23 protein-coding genes and 1 tRNA gene are annotated in these 21,948 nt (G+C 66.7%); 10 read left to right on the top strand and 14 right to left on the bottom strand.

Going from position 1 to position 21,948, the window contains the following annotated elements; all coding sequences use genetic code 11:
* Positions 1–13 precede the first annotated feature (13 nt).
* From ACT6UX_RS09110 to ACT6UX_RS09095, 4 genes are all read right to left on the bottom strand, one after another.
* Entirely contained in the window at positions 14–244 is a 231-nt protein-coding gene (locus tag ACT6UX_RS09110; RefSeq protein WP_444774830.1) for a 4-oxalocrotonate tautomerase, read from the bottom strand.
* Positions 219–830 carry a glutathione S-transferase family protein gene (locus tag ACT6UX_RS09105; protein ID WP_444774829.1) on the bottom strand — a complete coding sequence of 204 codons (612 nt, stop codon included), beginning with the start codon at positions 828–830 and terminating at the stop codon, positions 219–221. The genes ACT6UX_RS09110 and ACT6UX_RS09105 overlap by 26 nt, the downstream gene beginning before the upstream one ends.
* A gap of 3 nt (positions 831–833) precedes the next feature.
* Positions 834–2,276: an NAD(P)-dependent oxidoreductase gene (locus ACT6UX_RS09100; RefSeq protein WP_444774828.1), complete on the bottom strand. Its 1,443-nt coding sequence runs from the start codon at positions 2,274–2,276 to the stop codon at positions 834–836.
* Between the two features lie 254 nt (positions 2,277–2,530).
* Positions 2,531–3,484 (bottom strand): complex I NDUFA9 subunit family protein, encoded by a 954-nt coding sequence (locus tag ACT6UX_RS09095; RefSeq protein ID WP_444774827.1) that lies wholly within the window; start codon positions 3,482–3,484, stop codon positions 2,531–2,533.
* A gap of 134 nt (positions 3,485–3,618) precedes the next feature.
* On the opposite strand from ACT6UX_RS09095, the gene ACT6UX_RS09090 reads away from it, so the two are divergent.
* The 4 genes from ACT6UX_RS09090 to ACT6UX_RS09075 all read left to right on the top strand — a co-directional run bounded on the left by ACT6UX_RS09090 (position 3,619) and on the right by ACT6UX_RS09075 (position 6,569).
* Positions 3,619–3,703: transfer RNA gene (locus ACT6UX_RS09090), tRNA-Leu, on the top strand.
* Positions 3,704–3,728: 25 nt separating this feature from the next.
* Positions 3,729–4,352 carry a ribonuclease D gene (locus tag ACT6UX_RS09085; RefSeq protein WP_444774826.1) on the top strand — a complete coding sequence of 208 codons (624 nt, stop codon included), beginning with the start codon at positions 3,729–3,731 and terminating at the stop codon, positions 4,350–4,352.
* A gap of 84 nt (positions 4,353–4,436) precedes the next feature.
* On the top strand, positions 4,437–5,975 hold the full coding sequence (gene rpoN, locus ACT6UX_RS09080; RefSeq protein ID WP_444774825.1) for an RNA polymerase factor sigma-54: 1,539 nt from the start codon (positions 4,437–4,439) through the stop codon (positions 5,973–5,975).
* Positions 5,976–6,098: 123 nt separating this feature from the next.
* Complete coding sequence (locus ACT6UX_RS09075; protein ID WP_444774824.1) at positions 6,099–6,569, top strand: PTS sugar transporter subunit IIA; 471 nt, start codon at positions 6,099–6,101, stop codon at positions 6,567–6,569.
* 33 nt (positions 6,570–6,602) lie between these two features.
* Here ACT6UX_RS09075 and ACT6UX_RS09070 read toward each other — a convergent pair whose 3' ends face one another.
* Entirely contained in the window at positions 6,603–6,824 is a 222-nt protein-coding gene (locus tag ACT6UX_RS09070; protein ID WP_422008793.1) for a hypothetical protein, read from the bottom strand.
* Positions 6,825–6,858: 34 nt separating this feature from the next.
* Entirely contained in the window at positions 6,859–7,320 is a 462-nt protein-coding gene (locus ACT6UX_RS09065; protein WP_444774823.1) for an Hsp20 family protein, read from the bottom strand.
* Positions 7,321–7,507: 187 nt separating this feature from the next.
* On the opposite strand from ACT6UX_RS09065, the gene ACT6UX_RS09060 reads away from it, so the two are divergent.
* Entirely contained in the window at positions 7,508–9,259 is a 1,752-nt protein-coding gene (locus tag ACT6UX_RS09060) for a heparinase II/III family protein (protein ID WP_444774822.1), read from the top strand.
* A gap of 3 nt (positions 9,260–9,262) precedes the next feature.
* Here ACT6UX_RS09060 and trpS read toward each other — a convergent pair whose 3' ends face one another.
* Both trpS and ACT6UX_RS09050 read right to left on the bottom strand, forming a co-directional pair.
* Positions 9,263–10,336, bottom strand: coding sequence for a tryptophan--tRNA ligase (gene trpS / locus ACT6UX_RS09055; protein ID WP_444774821.1), 1,074 nt, complete (start codon positions 10,334–10,336; stop codon positions 9,263–9,265).
* A 114-nt stretch (positions 10,337–10,450) separates the two neighbouring features.
* Positions 10,451–10,885, bottom strand: coding sequence for a lysozyme inhibitor LprI family protein (locus ACT6UX_RS09050; RefSeq protein ID WP_444774820.1), 435 nt, complete (start codon positions 10,883–10,885; stop codon positions 10,451–10,453).
* Between the two features lie 125 nt (positions 10,886–11,010).
* On the opposite strand from ACT6UX_RS09050, the gene ACT6UX_RS09045 reads away from it, so the two are divergent.
* Complete coding sequence (locus tag ACT6UX_RS09045; RefSeq protein WP_444774819.1) at positions 11,011–12,801, top strand: peptide ABC transporter substrate-binding protein; 1,791 nt, start codon at positions 11,011–11,013, stop codon at positions 12,799–12,801.
* Between the two features lie 3 nt (positions 12,802–12,804).
* Here the strand turns inward: ACT6UX_RS09045 and ACT6UX_RS09040 are convergent, their stop codons facing one another.
* Together ACT6UX_RS09040 and ACT6UX_RS09035 are read right to left on the bottom strand one after the other, a co-directional pair.
* The gene (locus ACT6UX_RS09040; protein ID WP_444774818.1) at positions 12,805–14,088 is read right to left on the bottom strand and encodes an MFS transporter; all 1,284 of its coding nucleotides are present in this window, start codon (positions 14,086–14,088) and stop codon (positions 12,805–12,807) included.
* Positions 14,089–14,100: 12 nt separating this feature from the next.
* Entirely contained in the window at positions 14,101–14,928 is an 828-nt protein-coding gene (locus ACT6UX_RS09035) for a hypothetical protein (RefSeq protein ID WP_444774817.1), read from the bottom strand.
* Between the two features lie 91 nt (positions 14,929–15,019).
* On the opposite strand from ACT6UX_RS09035, the gene ACT6UX_RS09030 reads away from it, so the two are divergent.
* A complete protein-coding gene (locus ACT6UX_RS09030) occupies positions 15,020–15,961 on the top strand; it encodes a succinylglutamate desuccinylase (RefSeq protein WP_444774816.1) in 942 nt (313 codons plus the stop codon).
* On the opposite strand, the gene murJ is transcribed toward ACT6UX_RS09030, so the two are convergent.
* From murJ to ACT6UX_RS09010, 4 genes are all read right to left on the bottom strand, one after another.
* The gene (murJ, locus tag ACT6UX_RS09025) at positions 15,930–17,516 is read right to left on the bottom strand and encodes a murein biosynthesis integral membrane protein MurJ (protein WP_444774815.1); all 1,587 of its coding nucleotides are present in this window, start codon (positions 17,514–17,516) and stop codon (positions 15,930–15,932) included. The genes ACT6UX_RS09030 and murJ overlap by 32 nt on opposite strands.
* Before the next feature lie 249 nt (positions 17,517–17,765).
* Positions 17,766–19,019, bottom strand: a complete 1,254-nt coding sequence (locus tag ACT6UX_RS09020) for a flavin-dependent oxidoreductase (protein WP_444774814.1) — start codon at positions 19,017–19,019, stop codon at positions 17,766–17,768.
* A gap of 19 nt (positions 19,020–19,038) precedes the next feature.
* Positions 19,039–19,425, bottom strand: a complete 387-nt coding sequence (locus ACT6UX_RS09015) for a gamma-butyrobetaine hydroxylase-like domain-containing protein (RefSeq protein ID WP_444774961.1) — start codon at positions 19,423–19,425, stop codon at positions 19,039–19,041.
* A 20-nt stretch (positions 19,426–19,445) separates the two neighbouring features.
* Complete coding sequence (locus ACT6UX_RS09010; RefSeq protein WP_444774813.1) at positions 19,446–19,664, bottom strand: Trm112 family protein; 219 nt, start codon at positions 19,662–19,664, stop codon at positions 19,446–19,448.
* A 126-nt stretch (positions 19,665–19,790) separates the two neighbouring features.
* Here ACT6UX_RS09010 and ACT6UX_RS09005 point away from each other — a divergent pair, with 126 nt between their 5' ends.
* From ACT6UX_RS09005 to ACT6UX_RS08995, 3 genes are read left to right on the top strand one after another with little or no spacing between them, the layout of a single operon-like run.
* On the top strand, positions 19,791–20,066 hold the full coding sequence (locus ACT6UX_RS09005) for a metal/formaldehyde-sensitive transcriptional repressor (RefSeq protein ID WP_444774812.1): 276 nt from the start codon (positions 19,791–19,793) through the stop codon (positions 20,064–20,066).
* Positions 20,067–20,076: 10 nt separating this feature from the next.
* Positions 20,077–20,985: a CDF family Co(II)/Ni(II) efflux transporter DmeF gene (dmeF, locus tag ACT6UX_RS09000; RefSeq protein ID WP_444774811.1), complete on the top strand. Its 909-nt coding sequence runs from the start codon at positions 20,077–20,079 to the stop codon at positions 20,983–20,985.
* 3 nt (positions 20,986–20,988) lie between these two features.
* Positions 20,989–21,945, top strand: coding sequence for an aminotransferase class IV (locus tag ACT6UX_RS08995; RefSeq protein ID WP_444774810.1), 957 nt, complete (start codon positions 20,989–20,991; stop codon positions 21,943–21,945).
* Positions 21,946–21,948 lie beyond the last annotated feature (3 nt).

The following is a 21,948-nucleotide window of genomic DNA, read 5'->3' as shown; positions in this document are numbered from 1 at the left end:
GGGATGACAGAAACTACGTGTCGGAAAACAGCTTGCCGGCTTCGGCCCAGTTCTCTTTCTTGATGTCGGTCAGGATGATCTGCACGGCGTCGGGCGTGCAGCCCAGCGCGCGGCAGGTGCCCTCGGTGAGTTCCTTGGCCAGCGCGCGACGCTGTTCGATGGTGCGGCCCTCGAACATCTGGACATTGATCATCGGCATTTTCTTCGTCTCCCTCGATTTAGAACTCGTGATCGATCGCGACATGACCGGGCTGCGCCTTCACGCGGGCCAGCCAGGCGGTGACGTTCGGATAGCGCGCCAGGTCGAACCCGCCCTCGTCGGCGACATGCGTGTAGGCATAGAGCGCGATGTCGGCGAGGCCATAGCGGTCGTCGACGAAGAACGTGCGGGTCGCGAGGTGCTTCTCCATCACCTCGAGCGCGGCATGGCCCTTCTTCATGATGTCGGGCAGGTTCGCTTCCTGCTGCGGTGACAGCTTGTCGAGGAAGTGCTTCCAGAAGCGCGCCACGGCGATATAGGGCTCGTGGCTGTACTGCTCGAAGAACATCCACTGCAGCGTCTTCGCCCGCGACAACCGGTCGGCAGGCGCGAAGGCCGTGCCCTCGGCGAGATACCAGAGGATCGCGCCGGACTCGAAGAGGAAGGTGCCGTCCTCGAGTTCGAGCGTCGGGATGCGGCCGTTCGGGTTCTTCTCCAGGAATTCGGGTGTGCGCGTCTCGCCCTTCAGGATATCGCACTCGATGCGCTCGAACGGCACGCCGAGCTGCGACATCAGCAGCCACACCTTGTAGCCGTTGCCCGACCCGGTGAAGTCATAGACCTTCGGCATGGTCTACTCCGCGGCGATGCGCTGAGCGGCCAGCGCCTTGGTGGTCAGGTGAGCGTGGATGCGCTCGGCGGCATCGCGGCCGTCGCGCACCGCCCAGACGACCAGCGAGGCGCCGCGCACGATGTCGCCGGCGGCGAACACGCCGTCGAGGCTGGTCATCATGCTCTTCCAGTCGATCTTGAGCGTGTTCCATCCGGTGACGCCGAGGTCCGGCGCGCTCATTGCCGCCGGCAGGTCCTCGGGATCGAAGCCCAGCGCCATCAACACGAGGTCGGCCTCGATGTTGACGTGGCTGTTGGGGATCTCCTGCGGGGTCTGGCGGCCCGAGGCATCGGGCATGCCGAGATGGATGCGCACGGTGCGGACGTGGCTCACCTTGTCCTTGCCGAGGAAGGCCTGCGGCGCGGCCAGCCAGACGAACTCGACGCCTTCCTCCTCGGCGTGCTTCACCTCGCGCTGCGAGCCCGGCATGTTGGCGCGGTCGCGGCGATAGAGGCATTTCACCGACTTGGCGCCCTGGCGCACGGCCGTGCGCACGCAATCCATCGCCGTGTCGCCGCCGCCGATCACGACGACGTTCTTGCCGGCGGCATTCAGCGTGCCCGACTCGAACGCGGGAACGGTGTCGCCCAGTCCCTGGCGGTTCGAGGCCGTGAGATAGTCGAGCGCCGGGGCGATGCCCGCGAGGCCGACGCCGGGGGCGGCAATGTCGCGCGCCTTGTAGACGCCGGTGGCGATCAGCACGGCGCCGTGACGCGCGCGCAGTTCCTCCAGCGAAACGTCGCGGCCGACTTCGCAGTTCAGGTGGAAGGTGACCTTCGAGTCGCGCAGCAGCGTTTCGCGGCGCTGCACGATCTCCTTCTCGAGCTTGAAGTTCGGGATGCCGTAGATCAGCAGCCCGCCGACCCGGTCGTAGCGATCGTAGATCGCGACCTGGTAGCCCTTGCGGCGAAGCTGCTCCGCCGCGGCGAGGCCGGCCGGGCCTGCGCCGACGATGCCGATGCTCTCGGAGCGCTCGCGCCGCGGCTGGATCGGCTTCACCCAACCGCGCTGCCAGGCGGTGTCGGTGATGTACTTCTCGACCGAGCCGATCGTGACCGCTTCGAATCCCTTCTCGATGACGCAATTGCCTTCGCACAGCCGATCCTGCGGACAGATGCGGCCGCAGATCTCCGGGAAATTGTTGGTCGCGGAGGAGAGTTCGTAGGCCTCTTCGAGCCGGCCTTCGGCCGTGAGCTTCAGCCAGTCGGGGATATTGTTGTGCAGCGGGCAATGGATCTGACAGAAGGGCACGCCGCATTGCGAGCAGCGCGCCGCCTGCTCGGCCGCCTTTTCCTTGGCGAAACCCTCATAGATCTCGTCGAAGTCGCGGCGGCGTTCGGCTGCCGGCCGCTTGTCGGGCATGGCTTGCGGCGTTCCGACGAACTTCAGCATCCTCTCGGCCATCCCCGGCCTCCTCGGACAAATTGTGAAATTTTATTACGCAAGAAGCGCGCCGACCGCGCCTTTGCTGCGTTCTTGCACACGTTAAATCATGCCGCGAAACGTTAGTCAATATTATTGACCTAATAAGCGGTAGTGCGGTGAGAGATTCGCCTTCGTTGGAATGTTACCGAGAGATCCGCAGGTAAATGATACCGAAAATGGACTAATGGCTCTGGGCAAGCATAGACGGCATCGATGACGCCTTTATTTTGATGTCAGGCGGGAGCGTGGCGGTTGTAGCGGCCGCCGATGCGGTAGCGGTCGAGGTACATCGGCAGGATGGCCTCGGCGGTGGTCGGCGCGATGCCGAGTTCGGCAAGTCCAGGCGCGCCGGGTCGGGCGACGTTGTCGGCGACCAGAAGGTCGACCTGGTCGTGGGTGAGCGGCGGTACGGGCAGGAATTCCGCGAAGAACCCCGCGATCTTCATCAGGCCGGCCGGGACGCCGACGATGCGCTTGTGGCGGTCGATCTCGCGCAGCACGAGGGCGGCGATCTCGCGATAAGTGTAGACGCGCGGGCCGCCGAGTTCGAACACGGTCTTGGCGGTTTCGGGCCGCGCCAGCACCGCCACGGCAGCGGCGCCGACATCGCCGACATAGACCGGCTGGACCTTGGCCGAGCCGTCGCCGACCACGGGCACGAACGGCGCCTTGGCGGCGATCTGTGCCATGCGGTTGAACATCACGTCCTCCGGCCCGAAGACCACGCTCGGGCGCAGGATCGTGGCATCCGGGAAGCCCGCAATGATCGCATCCTCGGCATCGACCTTGGAGCGGACATACTTGTTCGTCGAATTGCGCTGGTCCGCGCCGATGCCGGAAATGTGCACCAGGCGCTGCACGCCCGCCGCCTTGGCGGCGTCCGCGATCGCCCGCGCGCCCGCGACATGGACGGCCTCGTAGCGCTGCCGGCCGCGCTGGAAGGCGATGCCGGAGGCGTTGATCGCGGCCTGGCTGCCGGAGGCGGCGGCCGCGACTGAGGCGGGATTGCGCAGGTTGGTGCGCAGGATGGTGATCTGGCCGACATCACCCGCGGTCTTGATCCGCTCCGCGAGCTCGATGCGCCGGCAGGCCACGCGGATCTGGTATCCGTCCTGCGCCAGTGCCCGCACGATGGCGCGGCCGACGAAGCCGCTGCCGCCAAAGACCGTGACCTGCTTGATGCTCATGGATGCTGCCTATAGCCCAAACCCATGAAGGTTCAAGGGCGAAGCGTGCTCGCAAGTGTAGCGGGAGCGTCCTGCGAGGTTGACATCGGCGCGGCACGGCCCTAACTCAGCGCCCGCACTAGACCGCATGCCGTGCCCAGGTGGCGGAATTGGTAGACGCACTAGTTTCAGGTACTAGCGCCGCGAGGCGTGGAAGTTCGAGTCTTCTCCTGGGCACCATGCAGGTCAGTCGGAGCACCCAATAATGGCGATCAGCCTTCACCGCGGCGATCTTCCCGCGGACGTTTCGTTTGGCCCGGTGGTAGCGATCGATACCGAGACCATGGGTCTCAATCCCCATCGCGACCGGCTCTGCCTGGTTCAGCTTTCGGGCGGTGACGGCAATGCCCATCTGGTCCAGATTCCGCGCGGGGCGCCGAAGGGTGCTGCCAAGGCGCCGCGGCTCGCCGCCCTGATCGCCGACCCGACTGTGCTCAAGCTCTTTCATTTCGGCCGTTTCGACATCGCCGTGCTCGAGCATTCGCTGGGCGTGCGCTGCGAGCCCGTCTATTGCACCAAGATCGCGGCCAAGCTGGTCCGCACCTTCACCGATCGTTTCGGTCTGAAGGAATTGTGCCGGGAACTGCTCGGCGTCGATCTCTCCAAGCAGCAGCAGACCTCGGACTGGGGCGCTGACAGCCTCACGGACGAGCAACTTGCCTACGCCGCTTCAGATGTTCTGCATTTGCACGCGCTGAAGGCCAAGCTCGACGTGCTCCTGGAGCGCGAAGGGCGTCGCGAACTGGCGGAGGCCGCTTTCGCCTTCCTGCCCACCCGCGCCCGTCTGGACGTTGCCGGGTGGCCTGAAACCGACATATTCGCGCACTGAGAGCTCGCCCGTGCTGACATTGGCACGGTTCTTGCTCTAGATTGCCCATCGGGGAGGTCCAGCGACCTTCAGGGGTGGGGTGTCATGCGTATTGGTCCGAGCCTAATCCTTGCGTCACGCCAGACCCTGGCGATGACGCCACAGCTCCAGCAGGCCATCAAGCTGCTGCAATTTTCGCACCTGGAGCTGGCGGCGTTCATTCAACAGGAGCTGGAAAAGAATCCGCTGCTCTCGGAGGGAGCTTCCGACGAGGGCCCGGCGGCCGAATACGAGGCTCCAGTCCTGGAGGCCGGCGGAGATACGGCGGACGCCCTGGCGGCCGCGGCACCGGCCCTCGCCGAGGCGGACGATCGCTGGTCCCGCGAACATGCCGACCGGGGCGGCGATGCCGCCGCGAGCCGTGTCGGCCAGCGCGAAGATGCGCCTGACGCTCTCGATTTCGTGGCCGAACGTCCGCGGTCGATGGCGGTCCATGTGCTCGAGCAGCTCGAAATCCTGTTCCAGGATCCGGCGGAGCGCCGCATCGCCCTGAAGATCGCGGAGGGTCTCGACGAGGCCGGCTACTGCCGCATCGAGCCCGCCGCCGTGGCCGAAGCCGTCGCGACCGACATCGCGGTCGTGGAGAAGATCTGGGCGCGCCTGCGTCAGATGGAGCCGGCTGGCCTGTTCTCGCGCACCGTCGCCGAGTGTCTGGGGGCGCAGCTGGCCGAGCGCAATCGACTCGACCCGGCGATGAAGGCGCTGCTCGACAATCTCGATCTGGTCGCCGCGGGCGAGCTGGGCCAGCTGCGCCGCCGCTGCGGCGTCGACGACGAGGATCTGCGCGACATGCTGTCCGAGCTGCGCACGCTCGACCCGCGTCCCGGCCAGGCCTTCGACTTCGAGCCGATCCAGCCGGTGCAGCCCGATCTCTACCTGACGCCGGCCAAGGATCCCGAGACCGGCGAGGAAGGCTGGCACATCGAGCTCAACACCGATGCGTTGCCCAAGGTGCTGGTGGACCGCAACTACCACGCCACGCTGATGAAGGGCGCCCGCGGCAAGCCCGACCGCGACTTCGTCGCCGAACGGTTCCAGACGGCCAACTGGCTGGTGAAGACGCTGGAGCAGCGGGCCACCACGATCCTCAAGGTCGCGCGCGAGATCGTGCGGCAGCAGGACGGGTTCTTCCGCCATGGTGTCAGCGCGCTCAAGCCGCTGGTGCTGCGCGACATCGCGATCGCCACCGAGCTTCACGAGAGCACGGTGAGCCGCGTCACCTCGAACAAGTACATCAACACGCCGCGCGGCATCTTCGAGCTGAAGTACTTCTTCACTTCGGCGCTGCCGGCGCGCACGCCGGGTGTCGTCGTCTCCTCGGAATCGGTGCGGTCGCGCATCCGGCTTCTCGTGGGCGGCGAGAATGCCCACCAGCCGCTCAGCGACGATCGCATCGTCGACCTGCTGAAGGGCGAGGGCATCGAGATCGCACGCCGCACGGTCGCCAAGTACCGAGAGGCCATGCGCATTCCCTCGTCGGCCGAGCGCCGTCGCCTCGGCCGCCTGGGAATGAGCCGCCAGATCCCCTCGGTCCTGTCCAATGCCGCCATCGCTGCGCAGGCGATGACGGGTCCGGCCGACTGACGGCCGCCAGGCGGGCCAGCGTGCTTCCGAACCACGGCTTGACCCGGTCGGGGGAGGCGCCTATAGGGGCGCACCCCTCGCCGGGCCGCCAAAGTTCGCGCTCGCTAACCCATTGGTGACATTGTGGAAATCGCCGATTTGCTGACCGGCCCGGATGCCGTCCTGGCCAGCGCCAAGGCAACCGGGAAGAAGGCGTTGCTGGCAGAACTCGCCAGCCGTGCGTCTGGCCTTTTCAACGTCGACGAGCGCAAGCTGTTCGACCGCCTGCTCGAACGGGAGCGTCTGGGATCGACCGGCATCGGGGGCGGCATCGCCATTCCGCACGGTCGCCTGTCGACCATGACGAAACCCCTCGGCCTGTTCGCCCGCATGGCCCAGCCCGTCGATTTCGATGCGATCGACGAGCGTCCGGTGGACATCGTGTTCCTGCTGGTGACGCCCGAAGGCGCCGGGGCCGATCATCTCAAGGCCCTCGCGCGGGTGTCGCGCCTGCTGCGCGACCGCAGCCTGGTCGAGAAGTTGCGGGCGACGGACAATCCCGAAGCGCTCTACGCGCTGCTGATCGAGACGGTCCAGGCCCAGAGCGCGGCCTGAACCGCCAGTCCTTCAGATTTCCGAAGCCACTCCTCAGTGCACGAGCGCGGGCTCCAGTTCGTGCTGGCGGATCAGCGCCTGCGCGATCTCGACCGACGGGGCAGAAGCCATCGGCTTGCCGTCGGCGGAGAAGATGCCGATGGCGTGGGCGCCATCGGGCAGGCTGATCTCCTTCACATAGGCGATGTGCTCGGCGCCCAGGCTGAGGAACGCCTCGTCGGCGAGAGGGGTGAACATCACAACATCGTTTTCCATGGCTACCTCCTTGGCAGCGTCAACGCGCTCCGTCTCAGCGGCTGCGACGCGCGGTGATATCGATCGTCTGGTCCGCACCGCCGGCCGGGCCGCCGGCGTCGATGCGGATGGTTCGAATGCGGGGTTCGAGGACCGGTCGCACCAGGTCGATGGACAAAAGTCCGTTGTCGAGACGGGCGCCCGTTACCTCGATTCCGTCAGCCAGCATGAAGGATCGCTGGAACTGGCGGGCGGCGATGCCCCGGTGGAGATAGACGCGGCCACCCTCGTCTGCCTGCCGTCCGCGGACGGTCAGCTGGTTCTCGACGAGTTCGATGGTGAGCCCGTCGCTCGTGAAGCCGGCGACGGCAAGGGTGATCCGCAGACCGTTTTCACCGATCCGCTCGATATTGTAGGGCGGATAGCCTTCGGCATTCTTGGCCAGCCGATCGAGCGTCCGTTCGAGCTGGTCGAAACCCAGTAACAAGGGCGAATTGAACATCGATACGCGACTCATATGACCCCCCTCCCATGGAGCGAGTGGCAGGGAATCCCATGCGGGCCTTCCCTTGGAATGAATTTGGGATGCAAGGGCCGGCGTTCAAGTCCCACCGGGCCATCGCCAGAGGGCTCAGGCTGGGCTAAAATATCCCAAACCCCTCCACCGCCCGGCTGCTCGAGTCCCCGGGCCAAAGAACGAAAAGATGACCTTGGTCGCTGACACACGACGGCACGGGGAACCTCTGGTCTCCGGCGCCCGCCCGATCCGCTCGGTTCCGACCCGCCCGTCTGCCGGCGCGAAAGGGGAGCGCCGCGCCTTCGGCCGCTGGCTTCTCGGCTCCTCCCTCTATTCCCTGACTCTAGGCTACGCCACTCCTCGCAGTTTCTTCGCCGTCGCCGCCGATTCCTGGCCGGGCGATCCGGTGGCCGGGCAACGCCTGTTGCAAACGGGCGAGTTCGCGGCCGGCGGCACCGCCGGCACGGTACTGCCCGATTCGGACGATCCGCCATGGCAGCGCGCCGGTGCTGCCCCGCTCTGGCTCGATGCGCTGAACGGCTTCGGCTGGCTGCGCGACCTGCGCGACAATGGCGATCCGCACGGTGCGACGCTCGCGGTGCGCCTGGTCGACGACTGGACCAACCGCGAATGGCGCTGGTCGCCGGTGACCTGGAAGCGCGACGTGCTGGCGGCGCGCATGGTCGCCTGGATCCGGCACTACGAATGGATGGCGGCGGCGGCCGATCCTGGCTTCGCGGCTCGCTTCGTCTTCTCGCTCGGTCGTCAGCGCGTGCATCTGCGCCGCATCGCGCGCCGCGGCATGATCGGCCACGAGGCGATCGCCGTGTACAAGGCGCTGATTTACGCCGACCTGGCCTTCATCCGCGACGGTAAGCATTTCGAGAAGAGCCTCGAGCAGTCGCTGACGCGGCTTTCGAAGTTCGTGAAGCGCTATGTGCTGCACGACGGCATCGTCTCGGAACGCGCCCCCCACCTGCAGTTGACCGTCCTGCGCCACCTGATCGACGTGCGGGCGGCTCTCGCTTCGGCCGAGCGCCGAGCCCCGGCCGAACTGGTCGCCGCGATCGACCGCATGGCGCCGATGCTGCGCTTCTTCCGCCACGGCGACGGGGGTCTCGCCCTCTTCAACGGCACGTGGGAGGGCGACCGCCGCCTGATCGATCTCGCGCTGGCGCGCACCGGCTCGGGCGAGGTCGCGCCTGCGATGGCGCTGGCGAGCGGCTTTCAGCGGCTGGCCGCCGGCACTTCGCTGGTGATCGCCGATGCCGGCAGTCCGCCCGGCCGCGGCATGGACGGCATCGCCCATGCGGGCACGCTCAGTTTCGAGATGAGCGCCGCGCACGAGCGGCTGGTCGTGAACTGCGGCACCTATCCCGGTGCGCCGCGCGACTGGCAGCACTTCATGCGCTTCACGGCTGCGCATTCGACGGCGGTGGTCGACGACGTCAATTCGACCGAGATCACCAACCATGGCGCGCTCGAGTATCGGGCGGGCAACGTGCTGATCGATCGGGCCGACGATGCCGGCGCCCAGTGGCTCGACATGTGCCACGACGGCTACCGCTCGCTCTACGGCATCATCCATCGCCGGCGCCTGTGGCTGTCGCCCGACGGCGGCGACCTGCGCGGCGAGGATTCGTTCCTGGGCTACGAGGGCCGGCCGGTCACCGTGCCGGACCGGCGTTACATCGTGCGTTTCCACCTGCATCCGACGGTGAAGGCGACCCTGGCTCAGAGCGGGCAGGCCGTCCTGATGCGGCTGCCGAGCGGTCGCGGTTGGCGGCTGCGCGCGACCGGCGCGGGCATCGGCCTGGCCGAGAGCATCTATCTCGGCGAGGAGGGCCGCGTGCGCCGCACCGAGCAGATCGTTCTGGTTGGCCAGGTCCCACCGGAGGGCACCACCGTGAAGTGGGCCCTCACGCGCATGGAAGGCTGACGATTACGGCTTGAGGAAGCCGACCGCGCGGTAGACCTCGTCGAGGATCGGCGCGGCGATGGCGCGGGCGCGCTGGGCGCCGTTGCGCAGCACGCCGTCGACATGGCCGGGGTCCTTCATCAGCCGCTGCATCTCCGCGCCGATCGGGCCGAGCTTGGCGACCGCCAGCTCGGTCAGCGCCGTCTTGAACTCGGAGAACTGCTTGCCGGCGAACTGGGCGACCACGGCGTCCTTCTCCTGGTCGGCGAGGGCAGCATAGATGCCCAGCAGATTGTCGGCGTCCGGCCGCTTCTCGGCATCTTCCAGCGTGTCGGGCATCGGAAGCGGATCGGTCTTGGCGCGGCGGATCTTCTGGGCGATCGCGTCGGCATCGTCGGTGAGGTTGATGCGCGAGTAATCCGACGGATCGGATTTGCTCATCTTCTTGGTGCCGTCGCGCAGGCTCATGACGCGCGTCGCCGCGCCAAAGATCAGCGGCTCGGTGATCGGGAAGAAGTCGGGCTGGGTGAAATCGTTGTTGAACTTGATGGCGATGTCGCGCGTCAGCTCGAGATGCTGCTTCTGGTCCTCGCCGACCGGCACGTGCGTGGCCTTGTAGATCAGGATGTCGGCCGCCATCAGCGCCGGATAGGCGAACAGGCCGAGCGACACGTTCTCGCGGTCCTTGCCGGCCTTCTCCTTGAACTGCGTCATGCGGCTCATCCAGCCCATGCGGGCGACGCAATTGAAGATCCAGGCGAGTTGCGCGTGCTCGGGCACCATCGACTGGTTGAACACGATCTGCTTCGTGCCATCGACGCCGGCGGCGAGGAAGGCCGAGGCAATCTCGCGCGTCTGCGCGGCGAGCTGGGCCGGCTCCTGCCACACGGTGATCGCGTGCTGGTCGACCACGCAGTAGAGGCATTCGTAGTCGTTCTGCAGGCGCGCGAAGTTGCGGATCGCGCCGAGATAGTTGCCGAGATGGAGATTGCCGGTGGGCTGCACCCCCGAAAGGATCCGGCCCTTGAGGCCGCGCGCTTCGTAAGCGGCGAGATGCGGGTTGGGCGCGCCGGCGGCGGCGGTCGTCGTGTCGGTCATGGATGTGGACTCCGGGTCAGGTCGATGGCGCGGGGTTTGGACCTCCGCGCACCCCGCCGGTGGAAGGCCAGGGGCGCGCGGGTATCGCGCAGACTTGACGGGTAATCAAGGCGTTCAGCGCTGCCAGAAGCAGCCGAAGTCACCTTGTTTGCAGTCGACCTGGTATTCGAGCTCATGCAGGCGGGCCTTCGCAATGGCCCCGTAACATTTGACTCGGGTCAGCCGCACGATGCTGCCGCCCTCGTTCGCCAAGGCCATGAAGTCACAGTAGCTGGATCGATATTCGAGCCAGGCCTTCTGGGATTGGCCGAGCGTTTCCGCGGCGGGCGAGGTGCCCAGTCTTTTCATGAGCAGTTCGTACGCTTGCGCGACCTTGGCGATGTTCGTTTCCGTGTCACGCGTATGGCACACGACCATTTCCTTGTAGTCCGGCTCCTGATTGCAGTCCTTGGCGGGCGGGTCCGCGGCGAGAGACACGGTTGCCACGAGGCTGGAGAGCGTGGCGGCCAGAGCGGCGCACAGGCTCATGGCCCTCGTCGGATTGATCATGTTGTGTCCTCGATTGCCCAATCGCGGTTGACGATGCCGGCTCCGGCTGTTCCCATCGAATTGCACGCATCTTGCAGCATAGCAGGAGCGCCAGGGTAGCTTCGACGATCGCGATGGAGGCATCGATGAACGAGCGTGGCTTGAGGAGTCTCGTCGACAAGGTGAAAGCCGGCCGCCTGTCGCGCCGCGGCTTCATCCGGCGCCTGACGGCGGCGGGCCTGACCGCGCCGATGGCGACCCAGCTGCTGGCGCTCTCCGGCCTGGCGGTGGCGCAATCCAGGCCGGTCTACAAGCCCACCAGGCGCGGTGGCGGCGGCCTGCTCAAGGTGATGTGGTGGCAGGGACCGACGCTCCTCAATCCGCACTTCGCGGTCGGCACCAAGGACCAGGACGCTTCGCGGATCTTCTACGAGCCGCTGGCGGCGTGGGATCGTGACGGCAATCTGAGGCCGAAGCTCGCGGCCGCGATCCCCAACCGCGCCGACGGCACGCTGTCGGCGGATGGCCTCTGGGTCGTATGGAAGCTGAAGCGCGGCGTGCGCTGGCACGACGGCAGGCCGTTCACCGCGGACGACGTCGTCTTCACCTGGGAATATTCCAGCGACCCGGCCACGGCGACGGTGTCGAACGGCTCCTATCGCGACGTCACGGTCGAGAAGGTCGACGACCATGCCGTGCGTGTGAGGTTCAAGCAGCCGACCCCGTTCTGGGCCGATACCTTCGTCGGCTGGGCCGGCTGCATCATCCCGAAGCATCTGTTCGGCGATTACAGGGGTGCGAAATCGCGCGAGGCGCCGACCAACCTGAAGCCGGTCGGAACCGGTCCGTACAAGTTCAAGGACTTCAAGCCGGGCGATCTCGTCACCGGTGAGATCAACACCGACTATCACGAACCCAACCGGCCGCATTTCGACGCGATCGAGATGAAGGGCGGCGGCGATGCGGTGTCGGCGGCGCGCGCGGTGCTGCAGACCGGCGAATATCACTTCGCCTGGAACCTGCAGGTCGAGGACGAGATCCTCGTGCGCATGGAGAAGGGCGGCAAGGGACGGGTCATCGTCACCCTGGGTGGCGGCATCGAGCACATGCAGCTGAACACCACCGATCCGTGGACCGAGGTCGACGGCGAGCGGTCCAGCCTCAAGACCAAGCATCCGGTCCTGTCGGACCGCGCCGTGCGCGAGGCGCTCTCGCTGGTGGTCGACAAGAAGTCGGTCCAGGACCACATCTACGGCCGCATCGGCATCGCGACGGCCAACTACATCAACAACCCCGAGCGCTTCCGCTCGACCAGGACGTCCTACGAGTTCAACGTCGACAAGGCCAATGCCGTGCTCGACAAGGCCGGCTGGGTGCGCGGCGCCGACGGCGTGCGGGTCAAGGACGGCAAGAGGCTGAAGTTCGTCTACCAGACCTCGATCAACCAGCCGCGCCAGAAGACGCAGCAGATCATCAAGCAGGCGGCGCAGCGGGCCGGCATCGACATGGAGCTGAAGTCGGTGACGGCCTCGGTGTTCTTCTCCTCCGACGTCGCCAATCCCGACACCTACACCAAGTTCTATGCCGACCTTCAGGAATACAGCAACGGCATGAACGCGCCCGATCCCGAGGTCTTCCTGCGCCAGTTCTGCTCCTGGGAGGCCGCCACGAAGGACAACAAGTGGCAGGGCCGTAACATCACGCGCTGGCAGAACAAGGAATACGACGAGACGCACAAGGCGGCCCAGGTCGAGCTCGACCCGGTGAAACGGGCCGCCCTGCTCATCCGGTGCAACGAGCTGGTGATCGAGAACTACGTGGTGATCCCGTTGGTCATGCGGCCCAACGCCGCCGCTGCCGCCTCAGACCTCGCGCTCGAGATCAGCGGCTGGGACAACAACACGTGGGACCTCGCGAACTGGTATCGCGAGGGTTGATCCTCAGACCCTGGCGCGGTCGCGGTCGGGATGGTGAAACAGAAGGACCACCATCACCGAGGAAAGCGCGAGCGCGGTCATCAGCAGGAAGCCGTCGGCGAAGGAGCCGCGCAGGTTCAGCACCCAGCCGGTGATGGCGGGCGCCAGGAAGCCGGCGATGGCGAAGGCGAAATCCATGATGCCGAGCGCCGTCGCGGCCCGCTGCGGCACGATGTCGACGTTCACCGCATAGTAGGCCGCGTTGGCGCCCATCGAGGCCGCGACGGCCAGGGTGATGCCGGCAATGGCGACGGTGAGGTTGTCGGTGAGCGCCACCGGTATGACCGCGACGGCCGCCACGAACTGGCTTCCGGCGATCAGGTAAGAGCGTGAGATGCGCATGCTGCCCGTGGTCTTGAGCAGATGATCCGACCAGCGACCCATGGCCCACAGCAGGAACGCGGCGGACAGCCAGGGCAGGACCGAGAACAGGCCGACGGCGGCGAGGTTCAGCCCGTACTTGCGCTCCAGGTAGCTCGGCAGCCAGCTCATGAAGAAGAACAGGAAGTAGCCGAAGACGAAGAACGCCCAGTAATTCGCGAGAAGCGTGCGGTTGGTCAGCAGTTCCTTCAGCACGCCGGGCTCGGGCCAGGATTTCAGCACGGCGTGCGGCGCGGCCGTGACACCGGGATCGGCCTTGCGGATATGGGCCAGTTCGGCTGCGTTCACGAAGCGCGATTGTGACGGGTCGTCCCTGAAGAAGAAGTACCAGAGCGGGATCCAGCCGGCGGACAGAACGAACAGGGCGGCGAAGGTGAGGCGCCAGTCGAGCCAGCCGAGAAGCACCGTCACCAGCGGCCCGCCGATCGCCAGTGCCAGAGGCACGGCCACCAGCGCATTCGCCAGCGCGGTCGCCCGCTCATGCGGCGACAGCCAGTGGCTGACCGCGCCGGTCAGGGCGGGGAAGTTGGGGCCTTCCGAGACACCCAGCAGCACACGGGCCGCGTAGAGAATGGTGACACTGGTCGCCAGCGCGGTCGCCCCGATGGACAGACTCCACAGCACGGCTGCAATCGTGAGCACCAGCCGGGCGCCATAGCGGTCGACGGCGAAGCCGCCGATCAGGGTGGTGACGGCATAGCCCAGGCCGAAGGCGCCGAGGATCCCGCCGGTCTCCGCCGGCGACAGGCCGAGATCGCGCTGGATCATGGGGATGGCGTAGGAGAGGGCGGCGCGGTCGATGTAGTTCACGACCGTGATCGCGAACAGCAGGAAGACGATGAACCAGCGGTAACGCGTGCGTGGCATCCGCTTCCTCTCTTATGCAGGCTCTGGGAAGCATGCCTCGGCGACGGGCACAACGGTATCCACGAATGCCCTGGCGTCGGAATCCTGGGTTGCGAAATCCGCGCGCACCGATCCCCGCAACGGCCACCTGTCGTCTTCGTCGCGGCCAGCCTCTTCCCAGGAGAAACCGGATTTCTTCCTGATGGGATTCCAGAAGCGATAGGTGAAATGCATCGAGTATCGGAACGCAGTCGCCACGGCGCTCAGCTTGACGTCACGGCTCTCCACGATGCCGGCGATTTTCTGATCGTCTGCCTCGACACCGAAGACAACCGCGCCTAGGTCCGGACATTCCGATAACCTCTTGCGCAAACGGCAAGCGCGGAAGAGACCGCGAGTGTCTTTGCCCTTCAGTGGCAGGCTTTCGAAATAAATCTCCAGCAGAACGCCAAGGGGATGGCGAAGCTGGAGGGTATCGATGAAGTGCAGGGCCTGTGCCGGCGCGCCCTGGAAATGTCTCTCCCAGTAAGTCGTTCGCCCCGACCAATCGAGAATGGGTCCATGTTCTGCCGCTTCGAGCCGCGCTTCTTCCGAAAGGACCAGCCGCTTCCCGCGAACTGTGAGGCCGGCCAGATCGCATGCTTGCTCCACCAGCAGGTCGCCGTGCAATCCTGGGCCGATGCAAGCATCGATCAGTTTGACGTCTTCGCACTCCACGCCGAAATGGCCGCCCCTGTACCGGATGTAGAGGGAGCGTCCATCGGCTGTCTGCCCCCAGAATTGAGAGGGACAACTGCCACCGCCCTCGATCGAAATGAGATCGATGTTGAGAGGCTTGAGGTCGGGCCGGCTGAAGAACATCGAATTTTGAACGACGTGGTAGAGCTTTGAGATTGGATGGGTTGAGCTTAGTGTTCAGTATCCCCTTGAGTATTACAACGGTCTCGACGCTATGCCCGACACGCCGCCGATCGAATTCGCCTTCCCCGACCTGCGCAAGTGGGAGAAGGGTGCCGCACCCTACATCCACGTGCTGGAGAGCGGCGAGCCGGGTCCGACGGTCATGGTGGCGTCGCTGACGCACGGTAACGAGGTCTCGGGCGCCATCGTGGTCGATGCGCTGCTCGCGGCGAAGGTGAAGCCGCGCCAGGGCACGCTGATCCTGTCCTTCAACAACATCGAGGCCTATCACGCGTTCGACCGGCGGACGCCGTTCAAGTCGCGCCTGGTCGACGAGGACTTCAACCGCGTCTGGGGCCGCCTCGATGAGCCCGCGACCACCGTCGAGACGAAGCGGGCGCAGGTGCTGAAGCCGTTCGTCGAACGTGCGGACCTGTTGCTCGACCTGCATTCCATGCATGACGATTGCGTGCCGCTGATGCTGTCGGGCCCGCTGGACAAGGGCGTGGCGTTCGCCAAGAGGATCGGAACACCGGTCGACATCGTGAGCGACGCCGGTCACGCCGCCGGCATGCGCATGCGCGACTATGGCGGGTTCGGCGATCCGAAGAGCCCGAAGAACGCGCTGCTGATCGAGACCGGCCAGCACTGGCGGGCCTCGTCGGTCGTCGTTGCCAAGGACGTGACGGCGCGCTTCCTCGTGGAGACGGGTGTCCTGGAAGAGGCCGACCTGCCCGTCGGCGGGCGCCAGCCCACGCCGGCGAAGCAGCGCGTCGTCGAGGTGACGCATGCGGTCGCCACCAAGCGCGGCAACTTCACGCCGGCGCGGCGCTTCGAAGGCCAGGACGTGATCGCCAAGGCCGGCACCGTGCTCGGCCACGACGACGACGAGCCGGTGACGACGCCTTACGACGACTGTGTGCTGGTCATGCCCTCGTCGACCCGGCCGTTGCGGCCCGGCGTCACGGTTGTTCGCCTGGGTCGGCTGATTTGAGGCCGGGCTGGCGGCGCATCACGTAGCGCAGCTCGGAGATCCGCACCACGCCCAGCGCGGCGCCCAGCAGCGCATAGGCCGCTGCCCCGATCAGGCAGATGCCGGCCAGCGCCACGCCACCCTCGATGTCGGGACGGGACAGCGGCCGGGCGAGCCACAGGAGTCCGAACCAGAGGCTCGCGCCCATCCCCGCGCTTGCAGCCGCAATGCGGAGGCCGCGCGAGATCAATCGTCCGTCCGGGATCCACTGGCCGCGCCGACGCAATACCGTGGCGAGCAGCGCTGCGTTCAGCCAGCCCGAGAGCGAGGAGGCGAGCGCGATACCGACCAGCTCCAGCGACGTGGCGAACAGGAAATAGACGTTCAGCAGGACGTTGGCGCTGATCGCGGCCAGGGCGATGTACAGCGGCGTCCGGGTATCCTCGCGGGCGAAGAAGCCGGGCGCCAGCGCCTTGACCAGTACGAAGGCCGGCAGGCCAACGGCAAAGGCGGCGAGCGCGCTCGCCGTGCGCAGCGTGTCCTCGGGCAGGAAGCGGCCGCGCTCGAACAGCACGCGGATGATCGGATCGGCCAGCAGCCAGAGGGCCACAGCGGCCGGCAGGCTGAACAGCAGGCCGAACTCGAGGGCGCGGTTCTGGTTGGTCATGGCCGATTGCATGTTGCCGGCCCGCAGCTCGCGCGCCAGCAACGGCAGCAGCGCCGTGCCGACCGCGATGCCGACGACACCCAGCGGCAACTGTGCGATGCGGTCGGCATAATAGAGCGCCGAGATCGTGCCCACCGGGAGCAGCGAGGCCCAGACGACGTCGAGCACGACGCTGATCTGCTGCGCGCCGCCGCCGATCGCGACCGGCGTCGCGAGCTTCACCAGCCGTGCCACCCGCGGCGTCCAGCGCGGCCGCACCAGCGTCATGCCGACTTCCTCGCGCCCGCAGGCGACCAGCAGCCAGACCCATTGCAGCACGCCGGCGATCGCCACGCCGATGGACGCTGCATAGCCCGCATTGGGCAACAGCGGCGTCAGCCCCAGCACGGCGGCGATCAGCGCGAGGTTGAGAAGGACCGGCGTCGCCGCGACATGGGCAAAGCGGTCGATGCCGTTCAGCACGCCGCCGTAGAGCGAGGTCAGCGAGATGAACAGCAGGTAGGGAAAGGCGATGCGTCCGAACTCGATGGCCATGGCGAAGGTCGGCAGATCGTCGCGCATGCCGGGCGCGAGCAAAGCCATCACCCAGGGCATCGCGAGGATCAACAGGGCGGTGAACGGAACCAGCACCAGCAGCAGCGCGGCCTGGGCCTGGCGCGCGAACGCCATCGCCTCTTCACGGCCGTGGCCCGTCAGTTCGCGGGCGAACAGCGGGACGAAGGCGGCCGAGAAGGCGCCCTCGGCGAACAGGCGGCGGAAGAAGTTGGGAAGCTTGAAGGCGACGAAGAAGGCGTCCGCCACGGCGCCGGAGCCCAGCACCGCCGACAGCACGATGTCCCGCACGAATCCCACGATCCGGCTCAACAGCGTGAAGCCGCCGACCGTCGCGATGGCCCGGGCGAGACTCACGCGCTTCTCTTCTGTCTCCTCTCCCCCGCCACGGGGAGAGGCCGGGTGAGGGGGCGACGCGCCTCCTGTAACCCCCTCACCTAACCTCTCCCCGTGGCGGGGGAGAGGAAGCGAGAAGCTGATCTGAACGCCATAAATTCGTCATCGCTCTCTGGCATATTTTCCCTCGGTAGCGGCCGGCGATGTGATGGTCGGTTTAAACCGCTGCCACGGCCGGTCCCGAGAGGGGCGGGTTTTCTTTTGTGCCGGCTACTTCGAGGCAGCAGCGAGCTTCAGCAGCGTCTCGCGGTCCTGCGTGACGAGTTTCTTGTAGTCGCCGACGATCTTCTCGAGTTCGTCCGCCGGCAGCACGGTTTCCAGATCGGTGAAGCCCTGCGGCGCGCGCTGCTCGACGATGTCGAGCATGACGTCGATTCCCTTGCGCCGGTTGCTCTCGACGATGCGCGCGGTGGGCGGCAGGCGCCGCTCCTCGTAACGCTTGAGCGCGGCCTCGGGATCGTCGCCGACGGCCAGCTCCTGCGTGATCGCCTCGCCGTCGAGGATCGCCTGCGAGGCGCCGTTCGAGCCGATCGGATACATGGGATGAGCGGCATCGCCCAGCAGCGTGATGCGGCCATGGCTCCAGCGCGGCAGCGGATCGCGATCGACCATGGGGAATTCCAGGATCGTATGGGCGTTGCGGATGACTTCGGGCACGTCGAGCCAGCCGAAGTTCCAGTCGGCGAAGCGTGGCAGGAAGTCCTCGAGCCGGCCCGGCTTGTTCCAGTCCTCGCGCGACGGCAGCGCGCCATCGCCCATATGGAGGTCGCAGATCCAGTTGATCAGCGCTTCGCCGCGTTCGGCGTGGGCGCGGCTGATCGGATAGCAGACGAATTTCTGATTGTGATGACCGGCCTGCACCATCGTGTTGCCGCCCAGGAAGGGCTTGCCCAGGGTGACGCCGCGCCACATCAGGATGCCCTGCCACTTGGGCGGGCCCTCGTCCGGGTAGTAGTGCGCACGCACCGCGGAGTGGATGCCGTCGGCGCCGATGAGGATGTCTGCCTCGACATTCTCGACAGGCATGCCGTCGCGATCGACGAACTGTGCGGAGACCTTGCCGTGATGCTGCGCGAAGCGTGCGATGCGCCGCCCCATCCGGATACGGTCGGCGCCCAGCATTTCCCGGGCCGCCTGGACCAGGATCATCTGCAGGTCGCCGCGATGGATCGAGAACTGCGGCCAGGGAAGGCCGGCATGGCGGCCGCGCGGGTCGGCCCATATCGTCTGCCCGTGGCGGTTGGCGTAGCGCAACTCGCGGGTCTCGATGGCGGTGGCGGCGAGGGCGGGCTCGAGACCGAGGCCGCACAGGATGCGGACCGCCCCGGCCTGGATGTTGATGCCGACCCCGAGCGGTCGCATCTCCGACACGGCCTCGTAGACGTGCACGTCGTGTCCTGCGCGGTGCAGGCACATGGCTGCGGTCAATCCGCCGATTCCGGCGCCGGCAATGATGATCTTCATGGGTGGCTCGTTGGTCGCTTCAGGTGTCCCGGCTCAGGCCGCGCTGGGCCAGCGCCGTCTCGTAGGCGGCCCATCGTTCGGTCCGCGTTTCGCTGAGCTCGCGCAAGTAGGCCCAGCTGTAGATGCCGCTGTCATGGCGATCATCGAATACGATGCGGATCGCATAGTGGCCGACCGGCTCGACCGAGGCGATCTTCACATGGCGCCGACCGCCGACGATCTTCTTCTGATTGGGGCCGTGCCCCTGGACCTCGGCGGACGGGCTCTCGACCCGCAGATATTCTGCGGGGAGCGCGCAGGCATGGCCGTCGGAGAAGTCGATCTCGAGCCGACCCTCCTCCTTGAAGACCCGCAACTCGGTGGGCCAGGGCGCCGCGTCGGATTCGTAGCTGCCGCCATCGGGCACGGCCTTGGGGAACTCGGCCGTCACGGCACGTCCCGCAGCACGCGCGCTTCGCTGACCAGCATGATGGGGATGCCGTCGCGGATCGGATAGGCGAGGCCGGCCTTGCGGCTGATCAACTCGCCGGCGGCGGCGTCGTATTCCAGCGGACCGTGGGTCGCCGGGCAGACGAGGATCTCGAGCAGCTTGGGATCCACGCCGGCGCGGCGGGGGGCTGCGGAGTCGTCCGATGGAGGGTTCATCGTTCGGGGTTTCCCTGCTTCTTGTGCCTTTTCTTATAGCATGGCGTCCGTCGGGGCCCCTAGCCCGTGCCGATGACGCCCCGATCGGGTTTCCCAGTCGGCCGAAATAGTATAGGGGGGTATACTATGGCACATCTCCAGAAGAAGAAGGCGCAGCTGGTCGCGCGGGTTCGCCGGATCGCCGGTCAGATGGCGGCCATCGAGAAGGCTATCGAGCAGGATGCCGATTGTTCCGCGGTCCTGCAGCAGGTCGCCGGTGCACGTGGCGCGCTCACCGGGCTGATGGGCGAGCTGATCGAGGATCACGTCCGCGAGCATGTTGCCCGGCCCGGGCTCGACGCTGCGGCGCGCGCGGCCGGCGCCGAGGAGCTCATCGCCGTCGTCCGCCGTTACGCGAAATGACGCGGGCGGCATGATGGCGGAGCCCCCGTCCCACGATCACGTGTTCCTCGGCGAGCGGCACGACGAGAATGCACGGCGCACCCTCTGGGTCGTCGGCCTGACCTCGCTGATGATGGTGGGCGAGATCGCCGCCGGCATCGTCTTCAATTCGATGGCCCTGCTGGCCGATGGCTTCCACATGGCGACCCATGCCGGCGCGCTCGCCGTGGCGGCCGGCGCTTACGCCTTCGCCCGGCGGCATGCCGCCGATCGCCGGTTCAGCTTCGGGACGGGCAAGGTCGGCGATCTCTCGGGCTTCGCGTCGGCGCTGGTCCTGGCGCTGGTCGCACTGGGGATCGCCGTCGAGTCGATCGGGCGCCTCTTCGATCCGTCGCCCGTGGCCTTCGGGGAGGCGACCGTCGTCGCGATCCTGGGGCTGGGCGTCAACGTGGCCAGCGTGTTCCTGCTGTCGGGCGGACCGGGTCACGAACACCACCACGAGCATCATCATGACCACGGGCACGATCATCCCCACCACGACAACAATCTGCGTTCGGCGTTCGCCCACGTGCTGGCCGATGCGCTGACCTCCGTCCTGGCGATCGTCGCACTGATGGCTGGGCGCTATCTCGGATGGGTCTGGCTCGATCCTGCCATGGGCATCGTCGGCGGCATCGTGATCGCCGTCTGGGCGTGGAACCTGTTGCGCGATACCGCCGCCGTGCTGCTCGACACGAGCGACCCGCATCTCGAAGCGGAGGTGCGGGAACAAGTCGAGGGGCCGGGCGACGCGCGCATCACGGATCTCCATGTCTGGCGGATCGGTCCCGGCGCCCATGCCGCGATCGTCAGCGTCGCCGGCACCGTGGACCGCGAGACCATCCGCGAACGGCTCGTGCCGGTGCACGAACTCGCGCATGTGACGATCGAGACGCGATGAGTCATGGTCGGGTCCGAGACGCTGAAACAGATCGAGGGCCTGGCGATGGAAAATGACAGCGAGACCGCCGCCATCCAGGGCGTGGCCTACATGGACGGACGCTGGATGAAGCTGTCGGAGGCGGCGGTCCCGATTCTCGATCGCGGCTTCGTCCGCTCGGATGCGACCTACGATGTGGCGCATGTCTGGAAGGGCCGCTTCTTCCGCCTCATGGACCATGTCGAACGCTTCCAGGCATCGATGGCCGGCCTCCGCATGTCGCTGCCGCTGACGGGACAGGAAATCGCGGACATCATGATCGAGTGCGCCAGCCGCTCGGGCCTGCGCGATGCCTACGTTCAGGTGACCTGTACCCGTGGGTTGCCGCCGGTGGGCACGCGCGACCCGCGCCTGTGCCGCAACCGCCTCTATGCCTTCGCGCAGCCCTTCGTCTGGATCGCCGACGAGACCCAGCGGCGCGAGGGCCTGCGCATGATCCTGTCGCATACCCAGCGCATCCCGCCGGAATCACTCGATCAGCGGATCAAGAATTTCCACTGGCTCGACCTGACGATGGGAATCTTCGAGGCCTATGACCGCGATGCGACCATCGCGCTGCTGCCGGCCGCCGACGGCACGGTGACGGAGGGGCCGGGCTTCAATGTCTTCGTCGTCCGCGACGGCGCCCTCGCCACGCCGGCCCGCGGCATGTTCGAGGGGATCACGCGCCGCACCGTGATGGAGATCGCCGAGGCCCTCCAGATGCGCGTCGAGGTGCGGCCCGTAGAAGCGCGCGAGGTGGCCGAGGCGGACGAAATCTTCATCAGCAGCACGGCCGGCGGCATCATGCCGGTCGTGAACTACGAGGGCCGTTCCGTCGGTGACGGCCGGCCCGGCACGCTGACGCGCCGCATGGAGGAACTCTATTGGGCGCGACACGAGGAGCCGGCGCTGTCCACCCCTGTGTCTTACGTCGACTGACGA

Origin of the sequence: Reyranella sp. (assembly GCF_052439685.1) — a bacterium.
Lineage (GTDB): Bacteria > Pseudomonadota > Alphaproteobacteria > Reyranellales > Reyranellaceae > Reyranella.
Note: the sequence above shows the minus strand (reverse complement) of the source record. Positions and strands in the feature narration are given on the sequence as shown.

What these genes read in the sequence shown, in the direction of transcription:
- ACT6UX_RS09100 (WP_444774828.1), bottom strand. Translation starts at nt 2,276, where the DNA reads ATGGCCGAGAGGATGCTGAAGTTCGTCGGAACGCCGCAAGCCATGCCC.
- ACT6UX_RS09010 (WP_444774813.1), bottom strand. Translation starts at nt 19,664, where the DNA reads ATGAACCCTCCATCGGACGACTCCGCAGCCCCCCGCCGCGCCGGCGTG.
- ACT6UX_RS09070 (WP_422008793.1), bottom strand. Translation starts at nt 6,824, where the DNA reads ATGGAAAACGATGTTGTGATGTTCACCCCTCTCGCCGACGAGGCGTTC.
- ACT6UX_RS09020 (WP_444774814.1), bottom strand. Translation starts at nt 19,019, where the DNA reads ATGAAGATCATCATTGCCGGCGCCGGAATCGGCGGATTGACCGCAGCC.
- ACT6UX_RS09045 (WP_444774819.1), top strand. Translation starts at nt 11,011, where the DNA reads ATGAACGAGCGTGGCTTGAGGAGTCTCGTCGACAAGGTGAAAGCCGGC.
- rpoN (WP_444774825.1), top strand. Translation starts at nt 4,437, where the DNA reads ATGCGTATTGGTCCGAGCCTAATCCTTGCGTCACGCCAGACCCTGGCG.
- ACT6UX_RS09030 (WP_444774816.1), top strand. Translation starts at nt 15,020, where the DNA reads ATGCCCGACACGCCGCCGATCGAATTCGCCTTCCCCGACCTGCGCAAG.
- ACT6UX_RS08995 (WP_444774810.1), top strand. Translation starts at nt 20,989, where the DNA reads ATGGTCGGGTCCGAGACGCTGAAACAGATCGAGGGCCTGGCGATGGAA.
- ACT6UX_RS09005 (WP_444774812.1), top strand. Translation starts at nt 19,791, where the DNA reads ATGGCACATCTCCAGAAGAAGAAGGCGCAGCTGGTCGCGCGGGTTCGC.
- ACT6UX_RS09085 (WP_444774826.1), top strand. Translation starts at nt 3,729, where the DNA reads ATGGCGATCAGCCTTCACCGCGGCGATCTTCCCGCGGACGTTTCGTTT.
- trpS (WP_444774821.1), bottom strand. Translation starts at nt 10,336, where the DNA reads ATGACCGACACGACGACCGCCGCCGCCGGCGCGCCCAACCCGCATCTC.
- ACT6UX_RS09095 (WP_444774827.1), bottom strand. Translation starts at nt 3,484, where the DNA reads ATGAGCATCAAGCAGGTCACGGTCTTTGGCGGCAGCGGCTTCGTCGGC.
- ACT6UX_RS09040 (WP_444774818.1), bottom strand. Translation starts at nt 14,088, where the DNA reads ATGCCACGCACGCGTTACCGCTGGTTCATCGTCTTCCTGCTGTTCGCG.
- ACT6UX_RS09035 (WP_444774817.1), bottom strand. Translation starts at nt 14,928, where the DNA reads ATGTTCTTCAGCCGGCCCGACCTCAAGCCTCTCAACATCGATCTCATT.
- ACT6UX_RS09065 (WP_444774823.1), bottom strand. Translation starts at nt 7,320, where the DNA reads ATGAGTCGCGTATCGATGTTCAATTCGCCCTTGTTACTGGGTTTCGAC.
- dmeF (WP_444774811.1), top strand. Translation starts at nt 20,077, where the DNA reads ATGATGGCGGAGCCCCCGTCCCACGATCACGTGTTCCTCGGCGAGCGG.
- ACT6UX_RS09105 (WP_444774829.1), bottom strand. Translation starts at nt 830, where the DNA reads ATGCCGAAGGTCTATGACTTCACCGGGTCGGGCAACGGCTACAAGGTG.
- ACT6UX_RS09060 (WP_444774822.1), top strand. Translation starts at nt 7,508, where the DNA reads ATGACCTTGGTCGCTGACACACGACGGCACGGGGAACCTCTGGTCTCC.
- ACT6UX_RS09110 (WP_444774830.1), bottom strand. Translation starts at nt 244, where the DNA reads ATGTCGCGATCGATCACGAGTTCTAAATCGAGGGAGACGAAGAAAATG.
- ACT6UX_RS09050 (WP_444774820.1), bottom strand. Translation starts at nt 10,885, where the DNA reads ATGATCAATCCGACGAGGGCCATGAGCCTGTGCGCCGCTCTGGCCGCC.